General features: G+C 63.3%; 22 protein-coding genes, 1 tRNA gene, 1 other RNA gene and 2 pseudogenes. 13 read left to right on the top strand and 13 right to left on the bottom strand.

The window, feature by feature from the left end; genetic code table 11:
• Positions 1-11: 11 nt before the first annotated feature.
• Positions 12-87 (bottom strand) — tRNA-Thr (locus M653_RS0103725).
• 288 nt (positions 88-375) lie between these two features.
• On the opposite strand from M653_RS0103725, the gene M653_RS0103720 reads away from it, so the two are divergent.
• A complete protein-coding gene (locus M653_RS0103720; RefSeq protein WP_027142088.1) occupies positions 376-1,521 on the top strand; it encodes a hypothetical protein in 1,146 nt (381 codons plus the stop codon).
• 28 nt (positions 1,522-1,549) lie between these two features.
• Here the strand turns inward: M653_RS0103720 and M653_RS0103715 are convergent, their stop codons facing one another.
• Positions 1,550-3,151 (bottom strand): cisplatin damage response ATP-dependent DNA ligase, encoded by a 1,602-nt coding sequence (locus M653_RS0103715; protein WP_027142087.1) that lies wholly within the window; start codon positions 3,149-3,151, stop codon positions 1,550-1,552.
• Between the two features lie 229 nt (positions 3,152-3,380).
• The gene (locus tag M653_RS0103710) at positions 3,381-4,391 is read right to left on the bottom strand and encodes a ligase-associated DNA damage response exonuclease (RefSeq protein ID WP_027142086.1); all 1,011 of its coding nucleotides are present in this window, start codon (positions 4,389-4,391) and stop codon (positions 3,381-3,383) included.
• A 150-nt stretch (positions 4,392-4,541) separates the two neighbouring features.
• Here M653_RS0103710 and M653_RS1000000134280 point away from each other — a divergent pair.
• From M653_RS1000000134280 to M653_RS1000000134275, 3 genes and pseudogenes are all read left to right on the top strand, one after another.
• Positions 4,542-5,458: pseudogene (locus tag M653_RS1000000134280) on the top strand (methyltransferase domain-containing protein).
• Between the two features lie 128 nt (positions 5,459-5,586).
• Positions 5,587-5,946, top strand: coding sequence for a hypothetical protein (locus tag M653_RS0103700; RefSeq protein WP_027142085.1), 360 nt, complete (start codon positions 5,587-5,589; stop codon positions 5,944-5,946).
• Between the two features lie 33 nt (positions 5,947-5,979).
• Positions 5,980-6,506 (top strand): annotated as a pseudogene (locus tag M653_RS1000000134275) (AAA family ATPase).
• 13 nt (positions 6,507-6,519) lie between these two features.
• Here the strand turns inward: M653_RS1000000134275 and M653_RS0103690 are convergent.
• From M653_RS0103690 to M653_RS0103660, 7 genes are all read right to left on the bottom strand, one after another.
• Complete coding sequence (locus M653_RS0103690; RefSeq protein WP_027142084.1) at positions 6,520-7,461, bottom strand: glyoxylate/hydroxypyruvate reductase A; 942 nt, start codon at positions 7,459-7,461, stop codon at positions 6,520-6,522.
• Positions 7,462-7,491: 30 nt separating this feature from the next.
• A complete protein-coding gene (locus M653_RS0103685; protein WP_027142083.1) occupies positions 7,492-9,123 on the bottom strand; it encodes an ABC transporter ATP-binding protein in 1,632 nt (543 codons plus the stop codon).
• Positions 9,120-10,265 carry an ABC transporter permease gene (locus M653_RS0103680; RefSeq protein ID WP_027142082.1) on the bottom strand — a complete coding sequence of 382 codons (1,146 nt, stop codon included), beginning with the start codon at positions 10,263-10,265 and terminating at the stop codon, positions 9,120-9,122. Before M653_RS0103680 ends, M653_RS0103685 begins: the two co-directional genes overlap by 4 nt.
• Positions 10,265-11,359, bottom strand: coding sequence for a microcin C ABC transporter permease YejB (locus tag M653_RS0103675; RefSeq protein WP_027142081.1), 1,095 nt, complete (start codon positions 11,357-11,359; stop codon positions 10,265-10,267). The genes M653_RS0103680 and M653_RS0103675 overlap by 1 nt, the downstream gene beginning before the upstream one ends.
• 30 nt (positions 11,360-11,389) lie before the next feature.
• Positions 11,390-13,258 (bottom strand): extracellular solute-binding protein, encoded by a 1,869-nt coding sequence (locus M653_RS0103670; RefSeq protein ID WP_027142080.1) that lies wholly within the window; start codon positions 13,256-13,258, stop codon positions 11,390-11,392.
• The gene (locus M653_RS0103665) at positions 13,258-15,135 is read right to left on the bottom strand and encodes an extracellular solute-binding protein (RefSeq protein ID WP_027142079.1); all 1,878 of its coding nucleotides are present in this window, start codon (positions 15,133-15,135) and stop codon (positions 13,258-13,260) included. Before M653_RS0103665 ends, M653_RS0103670 begins: the two co-directional genes overlap by 1 nt.
• Before the next feature lie 163 nt (positions 15,136-15,298).
• A complete protein-coding gene (locus M653_RS0103660; protein ID WP_027142078.1) occupies positions 15,299-15,961 on the bottom strand; it encodes a cytochrome c family protein in 663 nt (220 codons plus the stop codon).
• Between the two features lie 192 nt (positions 15,962-16,153).
• Between M653_RS0103660 and M653_RS0103655 the strand changes: the two genes are divergently transcribed.
• The gene (locus M653_RS0103655) at positions 16,154-16,882 is read left to right on the top strand and encodes a 3-deoxy-manno-octulosonate cytidylyltransferase (protein WP_027142077.1); all 729 of its coding nucleotides are present in this window, start codon (positions 16,154-16,156) and stop codon (positions 16,880-16,882) included.
• A gap of 9 nt (positions 16,883-16,891) precedes the next feature.
• The gene (locus M653_RS0103650) at positions 16,892-17,755 is read left to right on the top strand and encodes a prephenate dehydratase (RefSeq protein WP_027142076.1); all 864 of its coding nucleotides are present in this window, start codon (positions 16,892-16,894) and stop codon (positions 17,753-17,755) included.
• Between the two features lies 1 nt (position 17,756).
• On the opposite strand, the gene M653_RS0103645 is transcribed toward M653_RS0103650, so the two are convergent.
• From M653_RS0103645 to M653_RS0103635, 3 genes are read right to left on the bottom strand one after another with little or no spacing between them, the layout of a single operon-like run.
• Complete coding sequence (locus M653_RS0103645; RefSeq protein WP_027142075.1) at positions 17,757-18,056, bottom strand: Dabb family protein; 300 nt, start codon at positions 18,054-18,056, stop codon at positions 17,757-17,759.
• A gap of 27 nt (positions 18,057-18,083) precedes the next feature.
• On the bottom strand, positions 18,084-19,028 hold the full coding sequence (nudC, locus tag M653_RS0103640) for an NAD(+) diphosphatase (RefSeq protein WP_027142074.1): 945 nt from the start codon (positions 19,026-19,028) through the stop codon (positions 18,084-18,086).
• 52 nt (positions 19,029-19,080) lie between these two features.
• Positions 19,081-19,500 carry an HIT family protein gene (locus tag M653_RS0103635; protein WP_027142073.1) on the bottom strand — a complete coding sequence of 140 codons (420 nt, stop codon included), beginning with the start codon at positions 19,498-19,500 and terminating at the stop codon, positions 19,081-19,083.
• Positions 19,501-19,644: 144 nt separating this feature from the next.
• Between M653_RS0103635 and ffs the strand changes: the two genes are divergently transcribed.
• From ffs to M653_RS0103605, 7 genes are all read left to right on the top strand, one after another.
• Positions 19,645-19,741, top strand: an RNA gene (ffs, locus tag M653_RS1000000135275) — signal recognition particle sRNA small type.
• A 102-nt stretch (positions 19,742-19,843) separates the two neighbouring features.
• Positions 19,844-21,673 carry a DNA polymerase III subunit gamma/tau gene (locus M653_RS0103630; protein WP_027142072.1) on the top strand — a complete coding sequence of 610 codons (1,830 nt, stop codon included), beginning with the start codon at positions 19,844-19,846 and terminating at the stop codon, positions 21,671-21,673.
• A gap of 31 nt (positions 21,674-21,704) precedes the next feature.
• A complete protein-coding gene (locus tag M653_RS0103625) occupies positions 21,705-22,028 on the top strand; it encodes a YbaB/EbfC family nucleoid-associated protein (RefSeq protein ID WP_027142071.1) in 324 nt (107 codons plus the stop codon).
• Positions 22,029-22,096: 68 nt separating this feature from the next.
• Positions 22,097-22,504, top strand: a complete 408-nt coding sequence (locus M653_RS0103620; protein ID WP_027142070.1) for a hypothetical protein — start codon at positions 22,097-22,099, stop codon at positions 22,502-22,504.
• Between the two features lie 227 nt (positions 22,505-22,731).
• On the top strand, positions 22,732-23,739 hold the full coding sequence (locus M653_RS0103615) for a cell wall hydrolase (protein ID WP_027142069.1): 1,008 nt from the start codon (positions 22,732-22,734) through the stop codon (positions 23,737-23,739).
• 77 nt (positions 23,740-23,816) lie between these two features.
• Positions 23,817-24,422, top strand: coding sequence for a recombination mediator RecR (gene recR / locus M653_RS0103610; protein ID WP_027142068.1), 606 nt, complete (start codon positions 23,817-23,819; stop codon positions 24,420-24,422).
• A 17-nt stretch (positions 24,423-24,439) separates the two neighbouring features.
• Entirely contained in the window at positions 24,440-25,732 is a 1,293-nt protein-coding gene (locus tag M653_RS0103605) for a lytic murein transglycosylase (protein WP_084636399.1), read from the top strand.
• Positions 25,733-25,957: the final 225 nt, after the last annotated feature.

Raw genomic sequence — 25,957 nt, 5'->3', positions numbered from 1 at the left:
CTTGGAAAGCTTGGTGCCGCTTAGGTGACTCGAACACCTGACCCCATCATTACGAATGATGTGCTCTACCAACTGAGCTAAAGCGGCCCGGGAGGCCAAGGCCTCCAAGATGGGCTGGGTGATAGACTCAACCGGCCGCGAATTCAAGATGCGACTTGGCAAATCATGCAAGAGGCCCGCCGCGATCGAAACCGGGGTTCTGGCGTCCCTGCATGCTGGAATCGCCGGCAGATTCCGATTTTGTTTGCCGGAACATCGCGAAGATGGACTTTGAACGGCCCGTCGAGGCAGAATGCGGCTGCCCGCCCGTTGATTGATTGGTCGCCTGCCGCTAACCATCATGAAAGCTTGTGGCAATTTGCAGAGGGACCTCGCTTGGACGCGATCGAAAAAGCGATCCGGAACGCCTTGGAAAAGGGCAACGCCGAGGACCGCGCGTTCCGCGAGAGGGTCTATCGTGCGGCCTTCGCCGCGCTCGACCGTGCGCTCCAGGCCAATCCCGGCGTGACCGTGGAGGTCGCCATCAAGCGCCGCAAGGCTATCCAGGCGAAAATCACCGAAATCGAATCCGAGTATCTGCCGGCGGTGCCAGGCGTTGCCCCGCAGATCGACACGCCGGCAGGCAAGGCCGAGAGCGGCGCAGCGCCTGCGGTCGAGGCCGGCCCGAGGGCGCCATCGCCCGCCGTCTCCGTCGACGGCCCAGTGCGGCCCGGATCCGACGCGCCGCGCTCGCGCGTGCTGCCGGTGGTTCCCGACATCATGCCGGACGCCAGTCTTCCCGGCGCGCCAGCCATCGACATGTCGGCTCCCGCCGCGCCGGGAGCCGCGACGGAAGTAGCGCCCGACCGCGATGAGCGGCGCATACGCGGCCGGCGCCTGCCGCTGACCGCTATTTTCTTCACGGTCACGCTGCTCGCGGCGATTGGTATCGGACTGTACTTCGCCATGCAGACCGGTGTGTTCAAAACGGCCGCGCAGCTCAATACCGCGCCGCCGGAAGCGCCGCCGACGGTCGAGGACGACGATTTTACCCCGGCCGACGGCGCCAATGCACCGGCAAAGCCCGGTTCCGCGGATCAGTCGCGCGACTGGATCAATGTGTTTTCGCCGACCGACCCGACCCATGTCGCCGCCCCGTCGGACGCCAAGGCCGAGGTGATGAAGGACGACAGCGGGCCGTTCCTGCGCATCCAGTCCGGCGCCTCCGGCTCGGCGATCGCCTTCGACGTCGGGCAGGGCGTGCTGGAAAAGCTCGCCGGCAAGCACGCCGTGTTCGACATCATCGCCCGCGCCGAGGACGGCAAGGACACGCAGATCTCGGTCGACTGCAATTTCGGCGAACTCGGCGACTGCGGCCGCAAGCGCTACGCGGTCGGTCAGCAGAAAAACGAATATCTGTTCGACGTGAAGTTCCCCGAGAAGCATCCCGGCTCAGCCGGAACCATCGCCATCAATTCCGATTTCGACAAACAGGGCAAGGCGGTCAACGTCTACGAGATCCGCGTCTCGATCGAACCCTGAACCGTTGCGACCGACATATCGGCCGCTCCTAGCGGTCGAGCAGCGCCTGCAGGGTTTCTATGCGGTCGGCCTCGTTGGCCGGCTTGTCCCAGCGCAGCCGTGAAATCCTGGGGAAACGCATGGCGACGCCCGATTTATGCCGGGTCGAGCGGTTGAGCCCCTCGAAGGCGACTTCCAGCACCAGGCCATTGTCGCGGTCGGCGCGCACCGAGCGCACCGGCCCAAAGCGCTCGACCGTGTTGTCGCGGACATATTTGTCGATCTGCCTCAGTTCCTCGTCGGTGAAGCCGAAATAGGCCTTGCCGACCGGCACCAGTTCCTCCGCGCCCTCGGCTCCGGACCAGACGCCGAATGTATAGTCGGAATAGAAGCTCGAGCGCTTGCCGTGGCCGCGCTGGGCATACATCAGCACGGCGTCCACCGTGTGCGGATCGCGCTTCCATTTGAACCACGGACCCTTCGGCCGGCCCGCGACATACGGCGAATCCCAGCGCTTCAGCATCACGCCTTCGATGATCGGATGCGGCGGCGCACGGCGCAGGTCCTCGAGCGCCTGCCAGTCCGTGAACTCGACGAAGGGGGAGAGATCGAAGCGGCTGGGATCGAGCGTCCCGATGAAGGCTTCGAGACGGCCGCGCCGCTCGCGGAAGGACAGTCCGCGCAGATCCTCCGCGCCGATCTGCAGCAGGTCGTAGCAGCGCATGAAGGCCGGATACTGCTGCTGCATCTTCGGCGTCACCGTCTTGCGGTTCAGCCGCTGCTGCAGGTCCGAGAAGGTTCCCGTCGCTTCTCGCGGATCGCCGACCAGCAACTCGCCATCGAGCGTCGCGGAAAAATGCATGGCGTCGGCGAGATCTGGAAAGGCGCCCGAGACATCGTCGCCGGTGCGCGAATAGAGCCTGCGGATGCCGCCTTCGGCCACCGCCTGGACGCGGATCCCGTCCCATTTCCACTCGGCCGCATAGTCCACCGGATCGAGCTTCTCGAGGTCGCCGTCGCCGATCGGATTGGACAGCATGACCGGGCGGAACAGCGCCATCGCCGTGTTGCGCGGTTTTTCGGCCTTGCCTTCCAGCCAGGCGAACAGCGCCGTGTAGGGCGGCGACAGCCCATGCCAGAGCTCCTCGATCTCGGCGACGTCGACCTTGCCAAAATCGGCCAGCGCCTGTTTGGCCAGCCGCGCCGAGACACCGATGCGCAGACCGCCGGTGACCAGCTTGATGATGGCAAAGCGTGCCGAGATGCCGGCGCTGTCGAGCAGCCCCGCCAGCACCTTCGGTCCGTCGGAGCGGCTTGCCGCCTGCAGCTTCGCCACCACCTCGCCAAGCGTCGGCTCGCGGTTCGCGATCCTGCCAGGCGTTTGCGGCCAGACCAGCGACACCGTCTCGGCGAGATCGCCGACATAGTCGTAGGAATAGCCGAACAGCACCGGGTCCATGCGTTCGATGACCAGCGTGCGCAGCATGGCCGGCTTGACCGCGGCAATCCTGAGATCGCCAGTGATGGCCGCCAGCGCCAGGCCGCGATCGGGATCCTCGACGCTGCGGAAATAATCGGTCAGAAGCGTCAGCTTGCCGTTGCGCGACGGCGTCAGCACCAGACGGTCGAGAAGTTCGGCGAAGCGGTTCATGGCGATGAGGACCGCACGAAGGGAAGAGGTTTGCGCGAGGCGCCCCCCTCTGTCCTGCCGGACATCTCCCCCTCCAGGGGGGAGATCGGATGTCGCGTCTGCTTTCGCCAGCTTTCAACGTTGAAGAAACAGCGACGCCGCCAAAGCTGCCAATCTCCCCACTCGAGGGGGAGATGTCCGGCAGGACAGAGGGGGGCGCCGTAGAGCGCGGCATCGATGGGTGTCATCCTCAATCGTCCTCGTCCTCGTAGCCCACCAGATGCAGTGGTCTGGCCGCTATCCCTTCCAACTCGCACCAGCGCACCAGTGCTTCCTCTCGGCCGTGCGTGACCCAGATTTCCTCGGCGCCGGTCTCCTTGATGGTGATGATCAGTTCGTCCCAGTCGGCATGGTCCGAGATGATCAGCGGCAGCTCGACGCCGCCTTGCCTGGCGCGCTGGCGGATGCGCATCCAGCCCGACGCGAAGCACGAGATCGGATCGGGAAAGCGCCGCGCCCAGCGGTCGGCGAAGGCCGATGGCGGGCCGACCACGATGGCGCCGGCGAAATCCTGCTTGGCACCGCTCTCCACCGTCGCCGGTTCGAGTTCGCCGAGATCTATGCCCTGGCTCTGGTAATATTCGCTGAGCTTGGCCAGCGCGCCATGGATGTAGAGCGGCTTGTCGTACCCGGCATCGCGCAGCAGCCGCATCACCCGCTGCGCCTTGCCCAGTGCGTAGGCCCCGACCAGATGCGAACGCTCCGGGAATTGCGCCGCCGATTTCAAGAGGCGGGCGATCTCTTCCGTGTCGGGCGGATGGCGAAACACCGGCAGGCCAAAGGTCGCCTCGGTTATGAAGACGTCGCAGGCGATAGGCTCGAACGGCGCGCAGGTCGCGTCCTTCTGTCGCTTGTAGTCGCCGGAGGCGACGATGCGCCTGCCCTGGTGCTCGACCGATATCTGCGCCGAGCCCAGCACATGGCCAGCCGGATGAAAGCTGACATCGACGCCGTCGATGGCAATCGTCTCGCCGAACGCAGCTGCCTGCGTCGTCCCGGCAAAGTCCTCGCCATAGCGCAGCCCCATGATGTCGAGCGTCTGCTGCGTCGCAAGCACCGAGCCGTGGCCGGAACGCGCATGGTCGGAATGGCCGTGCGTGATCAGCGCCCGGTTCACCGGCCGCACCGGGTCGATGAAGAAATCTCCCGGCGGGCAGTAGAGGCCTTCGGGCCGGGGATGAAGCAGGTCGCTGGCGCGCATGGTGCCAAGATAGGATATAATTCCGGCGCGGGAAGCCTGTTGCCCGAGACTGCTGACTCCCGGGCAAAGCCTGCTCAATTCGGTTCAGCTTCGGCATGCTTTGCTCTACAGAGATGGCGGGCCGGCTATCCTGCCGGTGGAACCATCACCATGAAACCGCTTCAGACCTCGTCGGGCGACCCGAACGCCGATCGCCGTGCGGATTATGCCGAAATGCTCTTTGCCTCCGGCGATCACACTGCCGCGGCCGAGTTGCTGCTCGGCGCGCTGGAACTGGCGCCGCAATGGGCAATGGGCTGGTTTCGGCTCGGCGAGATGCAGGAGGCATCAGGCAGGCTCGACTGGCGGCGCAAGCCTGGACGACGTCGATGAAACTCGATCCGGCCGATCGCCAGGGCGCGGCTCTCAAACTGCAGCTGATCGGCAGGGGTCCGGCCTCGATGGCGCCGCCCAGCGCCTTTGTCGAGACGCTTTTCGACCACTATGCCGAGACATTCGAGGAGATGCTGGTCGGCAAGCTCGACTACCGGCTGCCCGAGGTGCTCGACGCCGCCATCCGCGAGGCAAGGCCGGGCCGCTTCCGCCTGGCGCTCGACCTGGGCTGCGGCACCGGACTGATGGGCGAGAGGCTGAGGCCAATTGTCGACCGGCTGGAGGGCGTCGATATTTCGGCAAGGATGCTGAGGAAAGCGCGGGCAAAAAATATCTATGACGCGCTGACAAAAGCGGATTTGCAGGATTTTTCCTATTCGGGCGACAAGGCCGATCTGGTGACGTCGGCCGACGTGCTGATCTACATCGGCGGGCTCGAAGGTTTTGTTGGAACGGTCGCCGGCCTGCTCGCCCAGGACGGCCTGTTCGCCTTTTCCGTCGAGAGCCTGGCGGATGGCGGCGACTTGGCACTGCAGCCGTCGCGGCGCTACGCCCATTCGGAGGGCTATGTCAGGCGGACCCTCGAGGCCAACGGCCTCTCGATCGTGGCGTTGAAGCCAACAAGCATCCGCCAGGATCGCCGCGAGCCCGTCAAAGGGCTGGCCGTCGTGGCACGGAAGGCGCACGCGGCTTGAAGTCCGATGATACTCACGGCGGCGATTCCGACACTGCTTGGTACTGCTGCGAAAAAGTCCGATTTGCGTGCGCGATTGATATTTGCGATCTGGTCGCATCAGGGTGGGATACCGGGAGGAGCACTTCGATGCGCTGGAACATGATGATCTTGGCGTCTTGCCTGGCAACCGCCGGCTGCGTCGGCAACTCGGCGTCCGAGCGGCAGGACGCCAACATCGAATCCTCGCTGCAATATGACAGCGTGCCATGCGATCAGTTGCTGGCGCAGCGCAACGGATTGGCGCAGCAATATAATCTCCCGACCACCGCCAAGCCGACCTTCTCCAATCCCGCCATGGGCTTCGGCCCGTTCACGCCCGACATGCGCTCCAAGGCCCAGCGCGACAGCGACAAGGCGTCAGGCGAAATCGATGCCATGAACCGGTCCATCGATCGCCGCGACTGCGGCAAGCCGGACAAGCAGAAGAAGTTCGCTCTACCCGGCTGATGACCAATCGTCCATCTTGCTAGGATCCATCCGGTGAACCTCTCGGACCTCGGCGATCGCATCTGCATTTGGGGCCGTCCAACAGCGGCAAGTCGACGCTTGCCGACGCGATCGCGCGCAAGCGTGGCCTGACGCCCATCCATCTCGATCTGCTCTTTCATCTGCCCAACACGGATTGGGGGCAGCGTCCGAGGGACGAGTTCATTGCCTTGCATGACGCCGCGATCGCCGGTGAGCGGTGGGTGATGGACGGAAACTACTCGGTCTGCATGCCGCAACGCTTCCAGCGCGCGACGGGATTGATCCTGCTGGACATCTCCACTTCGGCAAGTCTGCTGCGTTATTTCAGGCGAACCCTGTTCGAGAGGGAGAGGCGCGGTGGCTTGGAAGGCGGGCGCGACAGCATCAAATGGGACATGATCCACCACATCGCCGTGGCCACGCCGAAAAACCGGCAGAGATACAGGGCGATGTTGGAGCAGATCGACCTGCAGAAGCTGCAGCTGTCTTCGGTTCGGGCGATCAAGAAATGTTTTCAGGACTGGGACTTGGCCAGGTGACGACGATGTCTGGCTAATATCCCGCCTTGCGGTCCACCAGATTGTCGAGCTTCTCGCCGCGCTCGAAAGCGTCCATCTGGCGCAGCATGATCGGCGCCAGGTGCACGGGATCGGAGGTCGCCGCGGCATGCGGCGTCACGAACACTTTCGGATGGCGCCACAGCGGACTGGTCTTCGGCAGCGGTTCGACCTCGAACACGTCGAGGCTCGCTTCCTTCAGCGTACCGTCGTCCAATGCCCGCACGATGTCGGCGTCCTTCTGCAGGCGCCCACGCCCGGCGTTGATCAGCACCGAGCCGCCAAGCCCGTTGCGCTTGCGCAACTCCTTCAGCACGCCGTAATTGATGATGCCTTGCGTATCCGGCGTCAACGGCAGAAGCACCACCAGAATGTCGGTGGCATTGAGGAACGGGATCAGGCCTGCTTCGCCGGAATAGGTCGCCACCCCATTCATCGGCCGGTCGGTGCGCGACCAGCCGTTGACCGCGAAGCCGAGCGAGAGAAGTACCGAGGCCGCGGCCCGGCCGAGACTGCCGAGACCCATGATGCCGACGGAAATGTCGCCGGCCGGCCTCTGTTGCGGTTCGTGCCAGATCTTCTTCAGCTGCTGCGACCTGTAGAGCAGGCCCTGCCGATGATGGTCGAGCACCCGCCAGACGACGTACTCGGTCATGTACTGCGTGAGGTTGTCGGCGACGACCTTGACGATCGGCACGTCGGGCAGGCCGGGATCGGCGAAGATATGATCGACGCCGGCGCCGATAGAGAAGATGGCGCGCAGATTGGGCAGCGACGACATCAGGTTGGGCTTGTGCTTCCAGACCACCGCATAGGTGATCGAGGGATCTTTGGCGCCGTCCGGCTCCAGCACCACCTCGCGCTCCGCCGACAACAGGTCGCGCCAGCGCTGCGGATGAAAGCCGGTGACGGCAAGCAGGATGCGGCCTTTTTCCATCGCGGTTCGTTCAGTCCTTCCTTATGCGGATCACTCGCTGACCACGCCTGTCGGCGCCGTCTCGATCTTGAAGGCGGCCGAGATCAGCGCCCGAGTATAGTCGGTTTGCGGATTTCCAAAAATCTGTTCGGAAGGGCCGGCTTCGACGATCTGGCCGTTGCGCATGACGATGACGTCATTGGCCAGCGCCCGGATGACCTTGAGGTCATGGCTGATGAAGAGATAGGCGAGGTCGTGCTTGGCCTGCAAATTGCGCAGGAGATCGACGACCTGCGCCTGCACGCTCATGTCGAGCGCCGATGTCGGCTCGTCCAGCATGACGAAGCGCGGGTTGAGCACCATGGCGCGCGCGATGGCGACACGCTGGCGCTGGCCACCGGAAAATTCGTGCGGATAGCGGTTTCGGGTCGCCGGGTCGAGGCCGACTTCCTTCAGCACGGCGGCCACCTTGTCGTCGCGCTCGTCGGGCGACAGCTTCGGCTCGTGGATCTTCAGGCCTTCCTCGATGATCTCGGCGATCGACATGCGCGGGCTGAGCGAACCGAACGGGTCCTGGAAGACGATCTGCAGTTCGCGCCTGAGCGGCCGCATGGCGTTGAAGGTGAGCTGGTTGATGTCGCGGCCGTTGAACTTGATGGTTCCGGTCGACGAGATCATGCGCGCCAGCGCCAGGCCGAGCGTGGTCTTGCCGGAGCCGGATTCTCCAACCACGCCCAGCGTCTGGCCGGCGCGCACCGTGACGTCGATGCCGTCGACCGCCTTCACATGATCGACAGTGCGCCGGAAGAAGCCCTGCTTGATCGGAAACCAGACCTTGATGTCCTTGCCGGTCATGACAGGCTTGGCTTCGGCATTGGCGGCTGGTGGCTTGCCTTTCGGCTCGGCGGCCAGAAGATGACGCGTATAGGGGTGCTGCGGGCTGGCGAAGATGTCCTTGGTCGGTCCGGTCTCGACGATCTTGCCCTTGGTCATCACGCAGACCCGGTCGGCGATCTTGCGTACGATGCCGAGGTCATGGGTGATGAACAGCATCGACATGCCCTTGCGGCTTTTGAGGCCCGCGAGCAGTTCGAGGATCTGTGCCTGCACGGTGACGTCGAGTGCCGTCGTCGGCTCGTCGGCGATCAACAGTTCCGGCTCGTTGGCGAGCGCCATGGCGATCATGACGCGTTGGCGCTGGCCGCCCGAAAGCTGGTGCGGATAGGCATCGAGCCGTTTTTCCGGATCGCGGATGCCGACCTCTTTCAGCAGGGCCAGCGTGCGCGCCTTGGCCGGACGGTCGCTCATGCCTTGATGCAGCTTCAGGATCTCGACGATCTGGTGCTCGATCGTGTGCAACGGATTGAGCGAGGTCATCGGCTCCTGGAAGATCATGGTGATCTTGTTGCCGCGCACCTGCCGCAATTGCTTCTCGCTCATGGCCAGCAGGTCGGCGCCCTGGAACAGGATCTTGCCCGATGGGTGGCTGGCGCTGGGGTAGGGCAGCAGCTTCAGCACCGACAGCGCCGAGACCGATTTGCCGGAGCCGGATTCGCCGACAAGCGCCACAGTCTCGCCCCTGGCGATGTCGAACGAGATATGGTCGACGGCGACAGACTGGCCGCGGTCCTGGCTGAAGGCGACGCTGAGGTCCTGGACGCTGAGCAAGGGGGCTTCGCTCATTTGAACGTCTTGCGCGGATCGAAGGCGTCGCGCGTCGCCTCGCCGACAAAGACCAGCAGCGACAGCATCAGCGAGATGACGACGAAGCCGGATATGCCGAGCCAAGGCGCGTTGAGGTTGCGCTGTGCCTGCTTGAGCAGTTCGCCGAGCGAGGCGGAGCCGGGCGGCAGGCCGAAGCCGAGATAGTCGAGCGAGGTCAGCGTCGAGATAGATCCGCTCAGCAAAAAGGGCAGGAAGGTCAATGTCGCCACCATCGCGTTGGGCAGCAGGTGCCGGAACATGATGGTGCGGTTGCGCACGCCGAGCGCGCGCGCCGCGTTGACATATTCGAAGTTGCGGGCGCGCAGGAACTCGGCCCGCACCACGCCTACCAGCGCCACCCAGGAGAACAGCAGCATCAGGCCAAGCAGGATGAAAAAGCCCGGCGGCAGGATGGCGGCGACGATCAGCAGCAGATAAAGCACGGGAATGGCCGACCAGATCTCGATGAAGCGTTGGAACAGCAGATCGGTCCAGCCGCCGAAATAGCCCTGCAACGCACCGGCGCCGACGCCGATCAGCGCCGAGCCCGCGGTCAGGATCAGGCCGAACAGCACCGAAATGCGGAAACCGTAGATGACTCGCGCCAGCACGTCGCGCGCCTGGTCGTCGGTGCCGAACCAGTTCCAGTTACCGACATTGCAGGCCGGGTCATCGGCTCCTTGTGGATACTGGTTGCAGCGCGTCTTGGCGTCATATTCCCACGACGGCTTGGCGGGTGCCGCTTCGGGAATGGCGTTGTTGACGGTCTGGTAGGAATAGCGGATCGGCGGCCAGATCATCCAGCCATGGGCATTGATCTCGTCCTGGATTACCGGGTCGCGATAGTCAGTGACGGCATAGAAGCCGCCGAATTTCTCCTCGGGGTAAGCGACCATCACCGGGAAAAGGATTTCGCCCTTGTAGGAAGCGATGATCGGCTTGTCGTTGGCGATGAATTCGGCAAACAGCGACAGCACGAACAGAACGAGGAAAATCCACAGCGACCAGTAGCCGCGCCGGTTGGCCTTGAAATTCTGCAGGCGACGCTTGTTGAGCGGCGACAGGAACGGCCGTGGGAGCCGCTCCGGCAAGACACCGGCGGTAACGCTTGCCTCCGACATCAGACGTCTCTCCGCTCGAAATCGATGCGCGGATCGACCCAGGTGTACATCAGGTCGGACAGGAGCCCGACGAACAGGCCAAGCAGCGAGAAGATATAGAGATTGGCGAACACCACGGGATAGTCGCGCTCGACCACCGACCGGAAGCCGAGCAGGCCGAGCCCGTCGAGGGAAAAGATGTTCTCGATCAGCAGCGAGCCGGTGAAGAAGGCCGAGATGAAGGCGCCCGGGAAGCCGGCGATGACGATCAGCATGGCGTTGCGGAAGACGTGCCCGTAAAGCACCTGCCGTTCCGACAGGCCCTTGGCGCGCGCCGTCACCACATACTGCTTGCGGATTTCCTCCAGGAACGAGTTCTTGGTCAAAAGCGTCGTCGTGGCGAAGGCCGACAGCACCAGCGCCGTCAGCGGCAAGGTCATGTGCCAGAAATAATCGGCAATCCTGGCCGGCCAGGACAACTGGTCCCAATTGTCGGAAACGATGCCGCGCAACGGGAACCAGTCCCAGAACGAGCCGCCGGCAAACAGCACCATCAAAAGGATGCCGAACAGGAAGCCCGGAATGGCATAGCCGACAATGACGACGCCGCTGGTCCAGACGTCGAAGGGGCTGCCGTCCTTCACAGCCTTGCGGATGCCGAGCGGGATCGAGATCAGATAGGACAACAACGTGATCCAGAGCCCGATCGAAATCGACACAGGCATCTTCTCAAGGATCAGGTCGAGCACGGAAATATCGCGGAAATAGCTGTTGCCGAAATCGAACCTGGCGTAATTCCACAGCATCATGCCGAAGCGTTCGAGCGGCGGCTTGTCGAAGCCGAACTGCTTCTCCAGCTTCTTGATGAATTCGGGGTCGAGACCCTGGGCGCCGCGATATTTCGAACCGACATCGCCGGCAGCATCGAAATTGGAGCCGCCCGCGTCGCCGCCGCCACCGCCGAGGCGGTCGCTGCCGCCCTGGTTGGTCAGCTTGGCGATGACTTGCTCGACCGGGCCGCCTGGGGCGAACTGGATGACGGCGAAGGATATCGCCATGATGCCGAACAGGGTCGGGATCATCAAAAGGATACGGCGCAGTATATAGGCGCCCATCAGGCCTCGCGTCCTGCTCGTGCGAACATCTCAGCCTTTGCCAATTTTTGCCGCCTTGCCTTTATCGAACCACCACAGCGTCTCGACCGGAAAGCCGAAATCGGGCTTTTGCTCGACAAAGCCGAACATATCCCAATAGGCGACGCGGTGATTCGCCAGATAGTATGTTGGAATCCAGTCTAGCCGCGCGCGCAAGACCCGGTCGAGCGCCCTGAGCGCGGTGACGAGTTCTGCGCGGCTTTGCGCCTTGCCGGCCGCCACGATCAGCGCATCGATGGCCTTGCTTTTCGTACCCGGATAATTGCGCTGCCCCGGTGTATCAGCCATCCGGGAATCATAGAGCATTTCCAGCCCGTCATCAGTCGGTGTCGCTCCGATCGACCAATGCAGCATGTCGAGATCGAAGTCGAAATCGCTCTGCCGCTGTTCGTATTGCGCTGAATCGACTTGCCGGATCGATGCGTCGATTCCGATCGCCTTCATATTCTCGGACCAAGGGGTGTAGATGCGAACGATGCCGTCATCCTCCGCCAGCATTTCAACCCGCAGCCGCTCACCCTTGTCGTTGACGAGAAAACTGCCCACACGCTTCCAGCCGGCTTGCGCAAGCAATCGCGAAGCCTCGCCCAGCTGCTTGCGGTCATGGCCCGACCCGTCGGAGAGAGGCTGCGTTACGGCCTCACCGAAGACCTCTGGCGGCAACTCGGCCCTGAACGGCTCCAGCAGGGCCAATTCCTCGGGCGAGGGCAGGCCTTCGGCTTTGTAATTCGACCGTTCGAAATTCGATTGAGCGCGTTCGTAAGAGCCGTAAAACAGCGCCCGCTTCATCCATTCGAAATCGAAGCATCTGGCGATCGCCCGTCGCACCCGTTCATCGCGAAATTGCGGACGACGCTGGTTCAGAGCGACGCCCTGCATGTCCNGGGTCTTCTCGCCGGGAAATTCCCGTTTGACGACCTTGCCGTCCTTCAACGCTGGAAAGTCGTATCCGGTCGCCCATACACGCGCGGTGAATTCCTCGCGAAAATGCGTGTCGCCTTTCTTGAACGCTTCGAAGGCCGCCTGCCGGTCGAGATAGAAATCGATGCGGATACGATCGAAATTGTACAGGCCGTGGTTCACCGGGAGATCGCGGCCCCAATAGTCGGCCACGCGGTCATATTCGACAGTCTGTCCGGCCGCCACGCGCCCAATTCTGTAGGGTCCCGAGCCAAGCGGCGGTGTCATCGTCGAGGCATCGAAATTGTTGGCCGAATAAAAGGCCTTGGACACGATCGGCATTCCCACGACCGCCAGGATGTTTTGCGCCGACTGTTCGCCATTGAAGGTCAGGGCAAGGGTGACTGGATCGACCGCGACCGCTTCCGTCATATGCCGCAGCGCCTTGGAAAGGTTCGGGTGGCCTTGGTCCTTGTAAAGTTTCAGCGCGAAGGCGACGTCCTCGGCGGTCAGCGGCGAGCCGTCGTGGAAACGCGCTTGCGGTCGAAGCGCGAAGCGGAAGCCGTTGCGGTCTTGCGACAGCGTGACGGACTCGGCAAGCAAGCCATAGACCGCATCCGGCTCATCGAGCGCACTTGTCATCAGGGAATCGAAGCAGAGTTCGGCGCGCGGCGGCGCCTCCCCTTTCAACACCAGGAAATTCAGCGTGTTGAAAGTCAGGAAGCTCTGATTGAGGGTTGCGTTGGGCGGCGCGAAATTCATCTGGCCGCCCTTGGGCGCGTCCGGATTGACATAGTCGAAATGCGGGAAATCAGGCTTGTATTTGAGATCGCCGAAGGCGGACAGACCGTGCAGCTTGGTGCCGGTCGCAATGTTTGCGAAGGCTTTGCCCGGGATCAAGGCGGCGGCAGCGGCGGCGCCGCCCAAAGCCAGGAAATCGCGGCGGGGCAGCGCCGCCATCAATTGCCGCCCTTGTATTTGGCCGCCAGCGCTTTTTCCTTGTCGAGATCGACCCACCAGGAATCGATATCGGCGCCCACATAGGCAGGCTGCTTGTCGGGGAACTTGAACTTGTTCCAATAGGCCAGCCAGACCGCGGAACGGTAATATTGCGGCACCACATAGAAGTTCCACAGCAGGACGCGGTCGAGTGCGTGTGTGGCGGCGACGAGATCATCGCGATCGGTGGCGAAGATGATGCGATCGACCAGCGCATCGACGATTGGATCCTTGATGCCCATCAGGTTGCGCGAACCAGGCGCATCGGCCGCCTTGGAACTCCAGAAATCGCGCTGCTCGTTGCCGGGCGAATCCGACTGGCCGAACAGACCCGTCACGACATCGAAATCAAAGTTGTTGACGCGGTTGATGTACTGCGTCTGGTCGATGATGCGCAGAGTAGCGTCGACGCCGATCTTGCGCAGATTGGCTATATAGGGGCTGGCGATCACCTGGTCTGTGTCATTCCAGCCGAGGATCTCGAACTTGAACGGTGCGCCTGTCTTGGCGTTGACCATCTTGCCACCCTTGATGAGCCATCCGGCCTTGGCGAAGAGATCGACGGCCTGCTTCAGGTACTTTCGCTCCGCTTGCGGAGAGTCGTAGACAGGCAGCTTGAATTCCTGGGTGAAGAGTTCCGGCGGCAGCTTGTCGCGGTATTTTTCCAGGATTTCCAGTTCCTTGCCCTGCGGCAATCCGCTGGATGCTAGTTCGGTACCCTGGAAATAGCTTGATGTTCGGGTATTGAAACCGAAGAACAGCGTACGATTCATGCTTTCGAAGTCGAACGGTATGGTCAGTGCTTCGCGGACCAGCCGGTCTTGGAACAGCGGCCGCCTCTGGTTGAGAGCAAAGCCCTGCATCGGCTGTGGCGAGTGGGTCTGGAAATCCTTCTTGATGACGTCGCCGGCCTGGATGGCCGGGAAATTATAGGCCGTCGCCCATTTGCGGGAACTGTATTCACGGTTGATGTCTTCCAGCCCCCCCTTGGTGAAGGCAAGCCAGGCGGCATTGTCGTCGAGGATGTAGGTGTATCGGCGCGTGTCGAAATTCTCGCGGCCTACCTTCACCGGCAGCTTGGCCGCCCAATAGTCCGGCACGCGCTGCCAGACGATTTCCGAACCCGGCTTGAAGCTGGCGATCTTGTAGGCGGCCGAGCCGAGCGGGATTTCCAATGTCGGCCTGGTGACGTCGCGCTTCTTGCCGCCGGCGTCCGTGCCTTCCCACCAGTGTTTCGGCAGCACGGCAAGGTCGCCCATGATCTTGGGCAGTTCGCGGTTGCCCTTCTGGTTGAAATGGAATTCGACCTCGCGGTCGGAGATTGCCACCGCATCGGTGACGTTCTCGAAGTAGCGGCTGTATTGCGGGCTGTTCGCCTTTAGCACCTTGAACGACCAGATCACGTCGTCGACGGTGATCGGCTGGCCGTCATGCCATTTGGCGCGCGGATCGAGCCGGTACGTCGCCGAGGAATAGTCAGCCGGGTATTTGTAGGCGTCGGCGATCAGGGGATGGCTGACGCTGCCCTCATCGGTCGCCTGCTCCATCAGCGTGTCGTAGAGCAGGCCGCCGCCGAATCCGGCGAGACCTGCCGCCGGCGATCCCTGGACGATATAGGGATTGAAGCTGTCATAGGTGCCAAGCAGCACCGAATTCAGCGTGCCGCCCTTCGGCGCGTTCGGATTGACGTAGTCATAGTGTTGGAAATTGTCGCCGTATTTGGATTCGCCGATCAGCGATGAGGTGGTCCGCCACTCATCGGCCCGGGTTGCCTGCAATCCCGCCGCCAGCAAGGCCGCCGCCAACAACGACTTGAGAAGCGTTCGGCCAACCGTCATGCACTATCCTCTTCGTCATGCCTGCGGATCATCCAGACGCAATCTAGATGATTTGGCGCTCGTGAAAACCGCCATGCGCGGCTTTGTCGCCGCACCATGCGTTTTCCCTAACGAAAAAGCCGGGCAGAACCCGGCTTTTTCAAGATGATCACGGTATTTCCGGTTATTTTGCCGGTGCGGCCGGCGCAGGCGCTGCCGAAGCGGCAGGCGCCGCAGGCTTTGCCGGGGCGGCTCCATCGGCGGGCTTGGCCGGCGCGCTGGCGTCCGCGGCGGCGCCCGGCGCCGGCAGCGGCTTGGGGTTGTCCGACAGCGTGCGCAGATAGGCGATGACGTTGGCGCGGTCTTCTTCCTTCGGCAGGCCGGCAAAGCCCATCGCCGTGCCCTTCACGAATTTCTTCGGCGAGGTGATGAAGTGGTTGATGTTGTCGTAGGTCCACTTCTCGGAGCCGCCCTTGGAGAATTCCTTCATGCCGGCCGAATACGCGAAGCCTTCATGCTCGGCGACCGGGCGGTCGACGAGATCCCAAAGATCGGGGCCGACCTTGTTTGGGCCGCCCTTTTCGCCGGAATGGCAGGCCTGGCATTTCTTGAAGATAGCAGCGCCCTGGTCGACGCTGGCACTGGCTAGGAGGTCGGCGATCGGCTTTTCGGCTGCTGCCGGAGCGGCGGCTCCACCTTCGGCCGGTTCCGCCGCCTCGATGGCGAAGCCGGGCTTTTCCGGCGCGGGCGAGGCAAACAGCGCGTCCGACACCAGGCCGACCGAGAAAACGACGAAGACAGTTCCGAGCAATCCGGCGAGCAGTTTGTTGACTTCGTTGGAATCCATTCGCCCCTTGCTCCCTTTTCCGGCGGACTGATCCGTCCATTCCGTCCGTCGGTATCGAGACCTGCCCTCCAGAGCCGGTCAAATCGGGCGGAAACTAGGTCTTTTGCTCGGGCGTTGCAACACCTATAAGGGCGCTGCCAGTGAGACCTTTTGCCACTTTTCCCCTCCTCGTTTCGGACGCCTGCCAGACCGATGTCCACCTTGATCCTGATACCGGCCCGCATGGCCTCGACCCGCCTGCCGGGCAAGCCGCTGGCCGATATATCAGGCGCGCCGATGATCGTGCATGTCGCCCGCCGCGCGGCCGAAGCCGGCCTTGGCCGGGTGGTGGTGGCAACCGACACGCAGAGCGTGGCCGAGGCGGTGCGCGCGCATGGTTTCGAGGCGGTGATGACGCGCATGGATCATGAGTCCGGCTCGGATCGCATCCACGAGGCGTTGGTTGCTCTTGATCCCCTGGGCAAGGTCGAAACGATCGTCAATGTGCAGGGCGACCTGCCGACCATCGATCCCGCAATCATCGCAGCCTCGCTCAGGCCGTTCGAGGACGCCATGGTCGATATCGCCACGCTCGGCGTCGAGATCGTTCGCGAGGAGGAAAAGACCAACTCCAACGTCGTCAAGATCGTCGGCTCGCCGCTCTCCGGCACGCGGTTGCGGGCGCTCTATTTCACCCGCGCCACTGCACCGTGGGGCGAGGGGCCGCTCTATCACCATGTCGGTCTCTACGCCTATCGCCGCGCCGCGCTCGAGCGTTTCGTCGCGCTGAAGCCGTCGCCGCTGGAGCGCCGCGAGCGGCTGGAGCAGCTGCGGGCACTGGAGGCCGGCATGCGCATCGACGCCGAGATCGTGCAGTCGCTGCCGCTTGGCGTCGACACGCCGCATGACCTGGAACGCGCCAGGGAAATTCTTTCAAACTGAGATATCCGCATGCCTGAAAAGACCAACAGAATATCCTTCCAGGGCGAGCCGGGCGCCAATTCCGACACCGCCTGCCGCAATGTCTATCCCTCGATGGAGCCGTTGCCGTGCCCGACCTTCGAGGACGCGTTCAATGCCGTCGAGACCGGCAAGGCCGATCTCGCCATGATCCCGATCGAGAACACCATCGCCGGACGCGTTGCCGACATCCACCATCTTCTGCCGGAATCGAGGATGCACATTGTCGGCGAATATTTCCTGCCGATCCATTTCCAGCTGATGGTGCTGCCCGGCGTCAGGCGCGACGAGATCAAGACCGTGCACACCCACATCCACGCACTCGGCCAGTGCCGCAAATACATCCGCAAGAATGGCTGGAAAGGAGTAGTCGCCGGTGACACGGCGGGCGCCGCCAAAATGGTCTCCGAAGTCAAGGACCGCACCATGGCCGCGCTCGCTCCGGCGCTGGCCGCGACGCTCTACGGGCTCGATATCATCGAGGAGAACGTCGAGGACACCGACAGCAACGTCACCCGCTTCGTGGTCCTGACCAAGAACAAGCAATGGGCCGAGCGCCCGGCACCCGACGTCAAGATGATGACGACCTTCATCTTCCGCGTCCGCAACGTGCCGGCCGCGCTCTACAAGGCCATGGGCGGCTTCGCCACCAACGGCATCAACATGACCAAGCTGGAGAGCTATCAGCTCGGCGCCTTCACGGCGACGCTGTTCTACGCCGACATCGAGGGCCACCCAGACGATCCGCTGGTCAAGCTGGCGCTGGACGAGCTTCGCTTCTTCTCGCGGGAAGTGCGGATCCTCGGCGTCTATCCGGCCAGCCAGTCGCGCGAGCAGTGGAAGGTGGCGGATTGAGCTACCAGCCCAGCGGCACGTAGTCGATCTCCATGAAGGTCTCGACCTCCGGCACCCAGCGGTCGCGCACGAAGGCGACATGGTCGGGATGGTCGTTGTACCTGGTGTAGGCGGCCTGGTCGGCGAACTCCATCGAGAAGCCGAACCGATAATCGTTCTTGGGGCTGACCTGCCGCAATTGCTCGAAATGCGTGACGCCCCGGATCGCCGAGAGGATTTTCCTGGCGTCGACGAGAAATCGCTTTTCCTCCAGCGAATGCGGCGGGTGCTTCAGCGTGAAGACGACGGTGTGACGGATCATTTGTCTCTCCTGCAATGACTTCGATATTCACAATTCGCTGTCGACCCAGGCACGGATGAGGTGATGCGCGATGGCGCCTTTCGGCGGCGTGACCAGGGCGTGGGGGTGCGCACGGTCCAGCATCAGGCGCACCTCGTCGCGCAAAAACCAGCGGCAGTCCTCCAACTCGTCGAGATCGGCCTGGATGTCGTCGTTGAGCGGCTCGCCGAAGCAGCCGATCATCAGCGAATAGGGAAACGGCCAGGGTTGGCTGGCGTGGTAGACGACGCGGCCGAGCCGTATTCCGGCTTCCTCCAGCGTTTCGCGGCGCACCGCCGCCTCGATCGTCTCGCCCGGCTCGATGAAGCCGGCAAGCGCCGAATACATGCCCGGCCCAAAATGCCGGCCGCGCCCGAGCAGGCATTTCTCCCGCGTCGCCGTCAGCATGATCGCCACCGGGTCGGTGCGCGGAAAATGCTCGGTGCCGCAATTGGAGCAATGGCGTTTGTAGCCACCCGCCCGCATCTGCGATTCGGTGCCGCATTTGCTGCAGAAGCGGTGGCTGGCGTGCCAGGCGAGCAGGGCCGCCCCTTGCGCCATCGCGCCGGCGGCGGCCTCGTCGATCAGCCCTTGCATATAGACCGAGCGGTAATCGATCGCCTTGACGGTTTCAGGCAACTGTTCGGGATCGATGCCGGCCAGGACCGCCAGCACCGGCCCCTGTTCGGAAAACCCGAGCAGGACGCCCTGGGTGAAGGAAGGGCTGAAGGGCTCGCTCTCGGCGACGCGGTACCAAGGGTCGAAACCGCCATCCGCCAGTTTCAGGTGGAGCCGGCCGCCATTCATCAAAAGCAGCCGTGTCGTCGGATCGGCCAGCGCCTTTTCGACCGAATCGTCGGCTCGGTTCTCGGATTGCCGGTCGATCGTGTTGCCGGCAAAGCCGACGAACTGGCTCGGCTCGCGCAGGGGCGCGTCAAACAGGCGGAAGCTCATAGGGACTCTGGTGCTTTGGGATGGACATGCTTGGGATGGACACGGGGAAGGCTTATAGCGCCGCCCTTATCGTTTCGGCAAACCGGCGCAGGTCGGAAGGCTCATAGGGCTCGCGCAGGCCATGTCCCCACACCGGGCCGGGCCAGCCGGGGTCGCCCTCGGATCGTGCGATGATGTGGACATGCAGTTGGCGCACGATGTTGCCGAGCGCGCCGGTGTTGATCTTGGTGCAGCCGCTCACCTTCTTCAGCGCCTGCGCCACCATGTTGGTCTCGAAGGTCAGCATCGCCTGGTCGAGCGGCGTCATGTCGTGGATTTCCTCCGCGCCCGGGCGCTGCGGCACGAGCAGCAGCCATGGCCAGCGGCGGTCGTTCATCACACGCAATTCGCACAGCCCAAGCCACATCAACTGCTCGCTGTCAGCCTCCAGCCGGGCATCCAGCGTGAATCCGGCCTTCAGGCCCGGCAGCATCGGCGTTTCCCTTGCTTTTCTTGGCTTCCTCAAACCCTGAACGCTAAAGCGGCTGCACCGGGGCTGCAAGCGAATCTCGTGGTTCGCGGTGCCGATTTGCCTGCGCACTTGCATTTCGTCGCGCAATTGCCGATATGGACAGCGGGAGGTTGGTGGTGGACGATCCACTCGCCAACCGGGTCAGGTCCGGAAGGAAGCAGCCCTAACGAGCCCGGAACGGGTCATTGTTCCAGCCTCCCACCTCATCGGCCCTCCCCGCGACATTGACGACGCATTGCAGCGCGGGCGAGACTATGCGCAGGAATCGGCGCCTTTGGGCGGCCTTTTGGAGCTTAACGGGCGAATGAGCGAAGCCGGAAATTCGGGGCCCGATAGCCTGGCGACGGGCAAGGCCGCTGCCTATCGCGTGCTGGCGCGCAAATACCGTCCGTCGAATTTCTCCGAGCTCGTCGGCCAGGAGCCGATGGTGCGCACCCTCACCAACGCCTTTGCCACTGGCCGCATTGCCCAGGCCTGGATGCTGACCGGCGTGCGCGGCGTCGGCAAGACCACGACGGCGCGCATACTGGCGCGTGCCCTGAATTATAAAACCGCCACTGTTGACCAGCCCTCGGTCGACCTCGCCGTGCTTGGCGAGCATTGCCAGGCGATCATGGAAGGCCGCCATGTCGACGTCATCGAGATGGACGCCGCCTCGCACACCGGTATCGACGACATCAGGGACATCATTGAGCGCGTGCGCTATGCGCCCGTCTCGGCTCGCTACAAGGTCTACATCATCGATGAAGTGCACATGCTGTCCACGCAGGCCTTCAACGGCTTGCTGAAGACGCTGGAAGAACCGCCGCCGCACGTCAAGTTCATCTTCGCCACCACCGAGATCCGCAAGGTTCCGATCACCGTCCTGTCGCGCTGCCAGCGTTTCGACCTGCGGCGCATCGACGCCGGCGCGCTGGTCGCGCATCTCTCCTCGATCGCCGGCAAGGAAGGCATTTCAGTCGACGACGACGCGCTGGCCATGATCGCGCGCGCTGCGGAAGGTTCCGCCCGCGATTCGCTCTCCATTCTCGACCAGGCGATCGCCCATGGCGCCGGCTCCGTCAGCGCCGAGGCCGTGCGCGCCATGCTGGGGCTCGCCGACCGCGCCCGCATCGTCGATCTGTTCGAATATGTGATGAAGGGCGATGTGGCGGCGGCACTCGGCGAATTCCGCGCGCAATACGACACCGGCGCCGATCCGGCCGCCGTGCTCATCGATCTGGCCGAGTTCAACCACCTCGTCACCCGTTTGCGCTTCGTGCCGACCGCCATGGACGATGCCTCGCTGTCGCAGGACGAGCGCCAGCGCGGCGCCGATTTCGCCAGGGCGCTGTCGGTCCGCGTGCTGTCACGGACCTGGCAGATGCTGCTCAAGGGCATTCCCGAGGTGCAGTCCTCCAACCGGCCGGTCAGTGCCGCCGAAATGGTGTTGATCCGGCTGGCGCACGCCGCCGACCTGCCGACATTGGACGAGGCGCTGAGATCGCTGGAGAGCGGTGCTTCGAAGACTGGCGCCGCGCCGCGCCCGAACGGCGCGCCCGTGAACCCCGGCAATGGCGGTGCAGGCGGCAATGGCGCCAGCGCCGTGGCGCAGGCGCGCATGCCTGGCGGGTCGGGCGGCGCGCAGACCATGCGGCTGGTCGAGGCCACGCCCGCTCCGGCCGCCTTCCTAGCGCCCCCGCAGTCGGCGCCGGAGACGCAAGCCCTACCGCTGAAATCGCTGGCCGACATCGTTGCCCTCGCCGACGCGCAGCGCGACATCGCCTTCAAGGTGCTGGTCAAGCGCTGCATCCGTCTGGTGCACATGGAACCCGGCCGCATCGACGTCAGCCTGACCGATGACGCGCCCAAGATGCTGCTCAACGAGCTGACGACGAAACTGCGCGCCTGGACCGGCCGCAGCTGGCTGGTGTCGCTGTCGAAGGAAGACGGCGGCCAGACGTTGGCCGAAATGGAATCGACGAAGCGGGAAAACGCCTTCCTCGACGCCAGGAACGACCCGACCGTGGCCGCCATCCTGGCCCGCTTTCCCGGCGCCAAGATCATCGATGTGCGCATTCCCGATACGCCGGACGCCGACGCGACCGAAGCCGAAATGCCGGTCGAGCCGCCGGCCGATGACGACGAACCCTGATATCCAGCACTAATCCGCAAAGGATCGGACCATGAAAGATCTTCTCGGCCTGATGGGCAAGGCGAAGGAAATGCAGGCCAAGTTCCAGGCCATGCAGGATGAGATCGCCACGGTCGAAGCCGTCGGCCAGGCCGGCGGCGGCTTGGTCAGCATCACGTTGAGCGGAAAGTTCGACATCAAGTCGCTGAAGATCGACCCGTCTTTGTTTAGGGAAGACGAGGTCGAAATCCTCGAGGATTTGATTCTTGCCGCGCACAATGACGCCAAGGCCAAGGTCGAGCAGATCATGCAGGAAAAGACCAAGGCGTTGACCGCCGGCCTGCCCATCCCGCCGGGAATGAAACTGCCTTTCTAATGCATGTCGCCCAAAAGTACGCAGCGGTTTTGGGGCAACGATATGCATAAGCTGAGACCGGCGCGGCCATGATCGGCGAGCCGTCCGAAAGACTGATCGAGCAGCGTATCCGCAACAGGATCTACGAGATTCTGGAAATCCTCGCCGATTGCGATGCGGGTGTCGATCTCGTCGGCATCAAGGGCTACTTCAATCTCTTCGAGGATTTCGTGCGCCGCCCGTCGATCGAGGCCGGCACGTCGGCGCTTTCGAAGGATGAACGCGCCATCGTGCTGGAAATCGCCGAGTTCCTGGAGGCGGCCTCCGAAACAAATCCTGATTTCACCAAGGCCGAGTTCATCGACAGCGACTGGCCGGGCAAGATCGCGCCGACGGCCAGGGAGGCGCGGGCGCTGTTTCTCAGGCGGGGCCTGTTTTCAGACACGGTCGAAGAGATCGAACCCGGTCGGCCGGCGGCAATCGCCGCCGGGCGATAGACTATTCCGGAAAAGCGCATGGCATTTAGCCCAGCGGAATTGCGGCAAAACGAAGAAAAGGCGGTCATCGTCCGTGTGAAACGACGGCCCGATCCATCTGGAAAGCCTCGATTTGTGTCAATTCGGCAACAGTCCGCCGTTAATAACGTTTTGGCCATCATTTTGCCCGAAAGTGTCTCATTCTTGCCGCAGCCTGGGGGCGGGCATTGAAGTGAGAGGGTTACCTGTTGATAGCCACGCGATGGAAGACGCCGCTATTGCTCGGCGTCGTCACGTCTCCCCTTTTCTTGGCCGCTTGCAGCCAGACCACCTCGCACGGCATGTCGGTTGCCAGCCTGACCGACGCCATCACGCCGAGCTTCCTGAGTTCGCGCGCCTACAGCCATACGCCGAAGGACAGGGAATGCCTGGAACGGGCGATGTTCTTCGAATCCAACCGGTCGAGCCGCGACGGCATGGTCGCCGTCGGCACGGTGGTGATGAACCGGCTGCGCTCGGGCAATCATGGCAGCACCATCTGCCAGGTGGTGGGCGAGCCCGGGCAGTTCGCACCGGGCGTCATGACCAGGCCGATGAACTCGCGTGCAATGCCCGATGTCGAGGAGGCCGCCGACGCCGTGCTCAAGGGCGAGCGCAAGGCCAAGCTCAAGAACACGATGTATTTCCACACCGCCGGCCTGCGCTTCCCCTACAAGAACATGCACTACACCATGGTTGCCGGCGGCAATGCCTTCTACGAGAAGCGCGGCCGCAACTGGCAGCCGCTGCCGGATGAGCCGATGGTCGCGTCGGCCGAGCGGCCAGCCGCGTTGCCGGGAGTACCCGCGACGCGTGTCGCGTCCGTCGAGATGGTGCGCCCGGCCAAGGCGACCCCCCGCAATGCTCCGGCAGAACAGGTCTACATGACCGCAGCGGCGGAACCGGCGGCCAAGCCGTCGCCCGCCCGCACTGCCCCCGCGCAGCAGACCTATCTGACCGCATCCGCGACGCCGTCGGCAAAGTCCGCGCGAGTCCAGGCGAAGCCGATCGAAATTGCGATGCAGGAGCCGATGGAAGAGCCTGATGCCGCCCGTTTTGGCGGAACCTTGAACAGCGGAACCTCGAACAAAAGGGTCATCTCCTCGGTCCAGGACGCTCCGCAGGAAGCATCGATGGGATTCCAGTCGACGCCTGAGAACACCGACGCCATAGGCGCGATGATCGTCAGCCAGGGTCGCCCGCTCGAAACCAACTGATTCTCGCATGGCAGCATGCCGGACCGTGCGTCGACGGGGATGTTTCAAACCGCTCTGAAAAATCCTAGATCAGAGCAATGTCCAAGCGAATCGCCGGTCCCGAGATCGAACGCCTGATCCAGCTTCTGGCCAAAGTGCCGGGGCTTGGCCCCCGTTCGGCCAGGCGCGCGGCGCTGCACCTGATCAAGAAGAAGGAGCAGCTTCTGTCGCCGCTCGCTGCCGCCATGGGCGAGGCCGCCGACAAGGTGCGCATCTGCTCGACCTGCGGCAATGTCGACACCTCGGACCCCTGCATGATCTGCACCGACCCTCGCCGCGATGCCGCCACCCTGATCGTCGTCGAGGACGTCTCCGATCTCTGGGCGCTGGAGCGGGCGGCGGCTATGAATGTGCGCTACCACGTGCTCGGCGGCACGCTGTCGCCGCTCGACGGCATCGGCCCCGACCAGCTCAACATCCGCTCGCTGGTCGACCGCATAGCCGGCGGCGAGGTCAAGGAGGTCATCCTCGCCGTCAACGCGACGGTCGAGGGCCAGACCACCGCGCACTACCTCACCGATCAGCTCTCCGGCTTCGAGGTCAAGATAACGCGGCTGGCGCACGGCGTGCCGGTCGGCGGTGAACTCGACTATCTCGACGAAGGTACTCTGGCCGCCGCGCTGCGCTCGCGCACGGCGTTTTGACCAGATCGGCGGAGAGGATGCGCACGATGACCGTCACGCATCTTTCGAGGCAGGTGGTGCACGCCGCCCAACCCCTCAGGTTGGCTTTGCTTTCCTTTCTGGCCGCACTCCTCGCCGTCTTCCTCACCATCCCGGCATCCGCCGCCAAGATCGACGACCAGTTCCGCGCCTGGCTCCAATCCGACCTCTGGCCCGACGCCAAGGCGAAAGGCATTTCCAAACGCACGTTCGACGCCGCGTTCAACGGCATCAAGCCCAATCTCGATCTCCCTGACCTTGTCTTGCCAGGCGAGAAGCCGAAGACGCCGCAAAAACAGCACCAGGCCGAGTTCGGTTCGCCCGGCGCCTATTTTGCCGAGAAGACGGTTCGTGCGGTGACATCGGGTGGACGCACCCGCGAAGCCGCCAATGCCCGCACGCTTGCCGCGGTCGAAAAGCGTTACGGCGTGCCGGGTGAAATCCTTCTGGCGATCTGGGGCCGCGAGACCGGATTCGGCGCGGCGAAGATGCCCTACGACGCCTTCGAGGTGCTGGGCACCAAGGCGTTCATGTCGACGAAAAAGGATTTCTTCCGCACCGAGCTGCTGGCGGCGCTGGAAATCGTCGAACGCGGGCTGGCCCCGGTCGGCGCGATGAAATCGTCCTGGGCCGGCGCGCTCGGCCAGCCGCAATTCATGCCGACCTCTTTCCTGAAACATGCCGTCGATTTCGACGGCGACGGCCGCGTCGACATCTGGAATTCGACGCCTGACGTGCTGGCCTCGATCGCAAATTACCTTGTCCATTATGGCTGGGTGAGGGGACGCGGTTGGGGTTTCGAGGTGACCGTGCCCCAGAGCGTCTCCTGTTCGCTGGAAGGCCCGGACCAGGGCAAAAAGATTTCGCAATGGGCCGCCATGGGTATCAAGCGCGTCGGCGGCAAAGCGTTCCCGGCGAGCGAGCTGAGGACGGAAGGCTTCCTGCTGATGCCGGCCGGCCGCAGCGGCCCGGCCTTCATCGCCACCCCCAATTTCTACGTGCTGAAGGAATACAACACCAGCGACCTCTATGCGCTGTTCATCGGCCACGGCGCCGACCGCATTGCCCATGGCGATCAGAATTTTTCCGGTAACTGGGGTCCGGTCGGCGATCTCCACCGCTCCGATATCGCCGCCCTGCAGCGGACCCTTGAAGCCAAGGGCTATGATGTTGGCAGCGCCGACGGCCTGCCTGGCTTCAAGACCCGCCGCTCGATCGGCAGATGGCAGGAAAAGAATGGTCAGGCGGCCACCTGTTTTCCTGATGCCGGTCTGGTCGCCGCGCTGAAATAGCTTCGAAATTTTAGCAGATTTTTCACGATCCGCGGCGTCATTTGGCCGGCGCATGCGTCGACACGCCGCCGTGCATTCTGCTCCACTGAGGCCGTCTCGCAAATCCTCGTTGCCGGGCCGGGTGTCGCCGGATAAGGTATTGACCAACTGGACAAAAACCACGACGTTGGTGGCTCAGAGGCTCTCGTCGAGCCTTGAAAGAACACCGTAACCCTGAGCCGGGAA

The organism is Mesorhizobium sp. WSM3626, assembly GCF_000513935.1.
Classification (GTDB): domain Bacteria; phylum Pseudomonadota; class Alphaproteobacteria; order Rhizobiales; family Rhizobiaceae; genus Mesorhizobium; species Mesorhizobium salmacidum.
This window is presented reverse-complemented; position numbering and strand designations above follow the sequence as displayed.